The sequence below is a fragment of the Streptomyces sp. NPDC060027 genome (assembly GCF_042737005.1).
In the GTDB taxonomy this organism is placed as follows: domain Bacteria; phylum Actinomycetota; class Actinomycetes; order Streptomycetales; family Streptomycetaceae; genus Streptomyces.
In genome coordinates this window covers 1-4,123 of record NZ_JBHWVI010000389.1, presented here as the reverse complement: position 1 = coordinate 4,123, position 4,123 = coordinate 1, and the positions used below count along the sequence as shown (strand labels likewise).

Annotated in this window: 4 protein-coding genes; 3 read left to right on the top strand and 1 reads right to left on the bottom strand. The window is 69.0% G+C overall.

Annotation, left to right across the window (positions count from 1 at the left end; genetic code table 11):
• Positions 1–549 precede the first annotated feature (549 nt).
• Positions 550–1,788, top strand: coding sequence for a PP2C family protein-serine/threonine phosphatase (locus ACFWBT_RS42105; RefSeq protein ID WP_385709857.1), 1,239 nt, complete (start codon positions 550–552; stop codon positions 1,786–1,788).
• A 166-nt stretch (positions 1,789–1,954) separates the two neighbouring features.
• On the opposite strand, the gene ACFWBT_RS42100 is transcribed toward ACFWBT_RS42105, so the two are convergent.
• The gene (locus ACFWBT_RS42100; RefSeq protein WP_385709854.1) at positions 1,955–2,776 is read right to left on the bottom strand and encodes a hemolysin III family protein; all 822 of its coding nucleotides are present in this window, start codon (positions 2,774–2,776) and stop codon (positions 1,955–1,957) included.
• Positions 2,777–2,995: 219 nt separating this feature from the next.
• On the opposite strand from ACFWBT_RS42100, the gene ACFWBT_RS42095 reads away from it, so the two are divergent.
• A complete protein-coding gene (locus ACFWBT_RS42095) occupies positions 2,996–3,556 on the top strand; it encodes a hypothetical protein (RefSeq protein ID WP_385709851.1) in 561 nt (186 codons plus the stop codon).
• 151 nt (positions 3,557–3,707) lie between these two features.
• Positions 3,708–4,064, top strand: coding sequence for a hypothetical protein (locus tag ACFWBT_RS42090; RefSeq protein ID WP_385709848.1), 357 nt, complete (start codon positions 3,708–3,710; stop codon positions 4,062–4,064).
• The last annotated feature ends 59 nt before the right edge of the window (positions 4,065–4,123 follow it).

The following is a 4,123-nucleotide window of genomic DNA, read 5'->3' as shown; positions in this document are numbered from 1 at the left end:
GGCAGTTCGTGTCTGCCAGGCCCTGCTGATCTCGACTACGAGAGAAACCATAGCCAGACGATCTCCCAATGTCTACTCCAGCCAGCATAGATTTTTGTGCGTTCGACGGGAAGGTAAGCAACCTCGACGGCGACGGAGGCTGCACCCGTCACTGCCAGGGCGGCGAAGGTCCGGGGCATGTGCAGCGGGCAGATGAGTGTGGTCGCGCGATCCAAAAACCCTGGGACCCCGACGAAGAGCGTCAAACGCGACAACCGCCCGCTCACCCGCTGCCGGCGAGGACCTCGGTATGCGGGCTTGGTGTGTCGCACGGACAAGGCGTACGGCCGCCGAGTCCGGGGCCGGACGTTGGCGTCCGTTCGGGGGCTCTGTGGTGCAATGACACTGCCCGGCACCGGGCCTGGCGCCGCCCCCTCGGCCCACTCGGCAGGGGGCACTGCGCTGGCGGGCAGTAAAGAGCGAGGAGTCACCGTGACCGTATGCGGGCCTGGCGAAGAAGGCAGGCCGACCACTCGTCTTCCTGACAGCGGCGGCGGCCGGGGCGGGGCGATGACCTTGGCGGGGACGCTGGCGGCGGCGGAGGCCGCGGCGCCCGTGGAGTCGCTCGACGTAGTCGCACGCATGCTCAAAGAGCGACTAGGGGCCGCGGCGGTGTCGTTCCTGATCACCGACTTCAGCGGCGGCTCGGTCGTACGGCTGGGGGCGGCCGGCAGCGTCGAGACCGACGAGCCCGCGCGGCACATCACGTTGCGGGGCACCTTGTACGACGACGTGATCCGCACCCAGCGGCCGAGCCTGGAGGACAAGGGCGAGGGCGGTCTGGTGCGGCTCGTCGCCCCGGTGACCAACCGCGGGGACGCCATCGGGCTCCTGGAACTGTTCTTGCCCGTCACGCCTGACGCGGAGGTGATGCGGGAGGTCAGCGAGACCGCGCACGCCCTGGCGTACATCGTCATCGCGAACCGGTCCTTCACGGACGTGTACCAGTGGGGCCGCCGCACCGCCCCGCTGAGCCTGGCCGCCGAGATCCAGCACAGGCTGCTCCCGGCATCACTGGCATGTGAGGCGGCCCAGTTCGCGGTCGCCGGGGCGCTGGAGCCGGCCGATCACGTCGGGGGTGACACCTTCGACTACGTGATCGACCGGGACACAGTCCAGCTCTCCGTCACCGACGCCATGGGCCACGATGTCGATGCCGCTCTGCTCGCAACTCTCCTGGTGGGCGCCCTGCGCCGGGCACGGCGGGCCGGTGCCGGCCTCGCCGAACAGGGCGATCAGGCCGATCAGGCCGTGCGCGAGCACGGCCGCCACGGCTACGTCACCGGGCAGCTCCTGCGCATCAGCCTGCTCGACGGCACCGCCGAGTTCATCAACGCCGGGCACCCCTGGCCACTGAGGATGCGGGACGGACAGGTGCGGGAGATCACTCCGAAGATCGATATGCCGTTCGGCTTCCACGCACCGCACAGCTACCGGGTCCAGTCGCTGGACCTGCGGCCGGGCGACCGGCTGGTGATGCTGACCGACGGCATGCTGGAGCGCAACGCCAACAGCCTCGATCTGCCGGACCTGATCGTCCGCACCCGCGCGCTGCATCCCCGCGAGGCCGCCCGCACCCTCATCGCCGCGGTCGTCGACGCCAACCACGGCCACCTCCAGGACGACGCGACCGTCATGTGCCTCGACTGGCACGGCGTCGGCCACTCCCATCGGGACGCCGACACCGGCGCCAACCTCGCCGACGCCTCCGCTCCGTCGCCAACGGGGCGGACCACTCCTGGGCGATGACCTTGAGACTGCTCCGCTCCCCCGCTTCGGGCGGCCCTTGGACCGCGGTGCGGAGGAGCGGACGGCTTTCGCGCGCGGCGCGATGCCGCGACGGCCGCCCTGCCCGTCGCGGCCCGGCACGCGGCAACGTGCGTGACCAGCGGCCCTGGCCAAAACGTTGTCGCGGTCAGTAGACGGCCAGGGAGATGGCGATGTAGTGCGCCGCGAAGGCCGCCACGGTCAGGGCGTGGAACACCTCGTGGAAGCCGAACCAGCGCGGTGAGGGATCGGGGCGCTGCAGACCATAGACGACCGCGCCCGCGCTGTAGAGGAGACCGCCGGCCACGACCAGGGTGAGTACGGCCACTCCGCCGGTGTGCAGGAAGTCGGGCAGGTAGCGCACCGGTGCCCACCCCAGCGCCAGGTAGCACGGGGTGTACAGCCAGCGCGGAGCTCCCACCCACAAGACCCGGAAGGCGATGCCGACCAGTGCGCCCGCCCACACGATCCACAGCAGCACGGACCGCTGGCCCGGCGGGAGAAGGACCACCGCAAGGGGCGTGCAGGTGCCGGCGATGATCAGGAAGATGTTGGCATGGTCGAGACGCCGCAGGACCGCCTCGCCGCGCGGCCCCCAGGTGCCACGGTGGTAGATGGCGCTCGTTGCGAACAGCAGCCAGGCGGTGACCGAGTACACGGCGCAGGCCACGGCTGTCTGCGGGGTGCGAGCCAGACAGATGAGCACGATGCCCGCGATCAGTGCGGCGGGGACCATCCCGGCATGCAGCCAGCCCCGCAGCCTCGGCTTGATCGGTTCGGCCAGATCGGCCGCCCGCTCCACCAGAGCGGCAACCGAGTGCCCGCTCTCCCCACCTTGTGATCCGCAGGGCAGCCCGTCTTCATGGTGTTCTCCAGGCGCTGCGGCGGCGTACATGTATTCGGCTTCAGCGGCGTCGTGCGACACGGCTTCTCGTCCTCCCTCGGACTCCTGGGCATCACCGGTGATCATGCGGCCATGCTAAAAGACCTCGCCCAGACAGTTCTCTGCAAGGCCGGTCTCGAAACAGCCAGGCCGCGTCGCCGGAAATGGGTGTCACTCGGCGCCGTGTGAACTCCGGCCCGTTGCCGCTGTCGCCCATTGGGCTCGAAGCGGAATAGATCAGTTGCTCATGGGAACGATCAGAGCTCCCGAGCGGGTATCCCCGCTCCCTGCGCGCAAGGATCGCCGATGCTTCCTGAGGTCCGCCCCCACCTGTCCGGCCCCCTCGCCGACCAGTTGGAACACCAACTGGGTCTGCCTCCGCAACGGGAAGCCGGCGATCTCGATGTGCAGCGCGTCGCCGGCATCGCCGTCGTCGCTGCCGCCCACTCCGATGGGTATGCGGCCACCGGTCACCTCTTGGGGCTGCTGGCCGCGCTGCCTGCCCCCACCAAGGCAGGAGAACGCTTCTGGTCGGAGCTGTGGAGGTCTTCGGGCACCGCGTACCTGCTGCCTGCCAACATCAAGGCTGCGGTGCTGCGTTCCCTGGCGGGAGAAGGAATCGTGCTGGCCCGACAGGTCCTGTCGGCTGTCGATGAGATGACCCCGCCCCAGCGCGTCGCAGCCGGGGAGGTGATCGGTCAGGCCCTCGCCGAGTCCGACCATTTTCCCGACCTCAAGACACAGGTCATCGGAGAACTATGGCTCCGTGACCTCGAACTCACCGCCTGGCGCGTCCTGCACGCAGACCGCAGGTCCGACGATCCGACAGGACGCAAAGCATTCATCGATGCCTGGAGCAGGGTCTGAGCTTCAGCGCTTGCTTGTCGTGATGGGTGAACAGTTCCAGCGGTGCCCGGACGGGCACGTGTGCGTCTGCAGGATGGCGGACGGTGCCGTCCAGGCTGCACCTCCCGCACACCGGGGGAACCTCAGGGTGGCCAGTAAATATAATCGGCCCATGTCGAAGCCTGACGAGCTGCTCGTTGACGTCGCCGCCCTGGTGGAGTCCGGGCAGAGCAACCAGATGTCCCTGACCGTGGTCACCGGTGGTGCTGTCATCACCGGCCGGCTTGCTCCCGAAGCAGTGTGGCGGCAGAGGGTGTCGGACGTGCTGACGGATTCCGCCCGCCTGGGAGAATTCTCAGCCGTCTTCGACACCCCCACGAAGGACGGGCCGCCCACCCATCTGCACTTCCATGTCGCCCGGATCCTGCAGGGCACGGTGGGAATCCCCGAGACGGGCGGGATGTACCGCGTGGCGATCGCCGACGTCGGCGCCTGGACCGTGGGCGACTTCAGCTATTCCGACCACTGAGCAACCACTGCGACGGGAACCGTTGCAAGCAGTGTGGGCCCGGCCGGTGCATGCCGGCC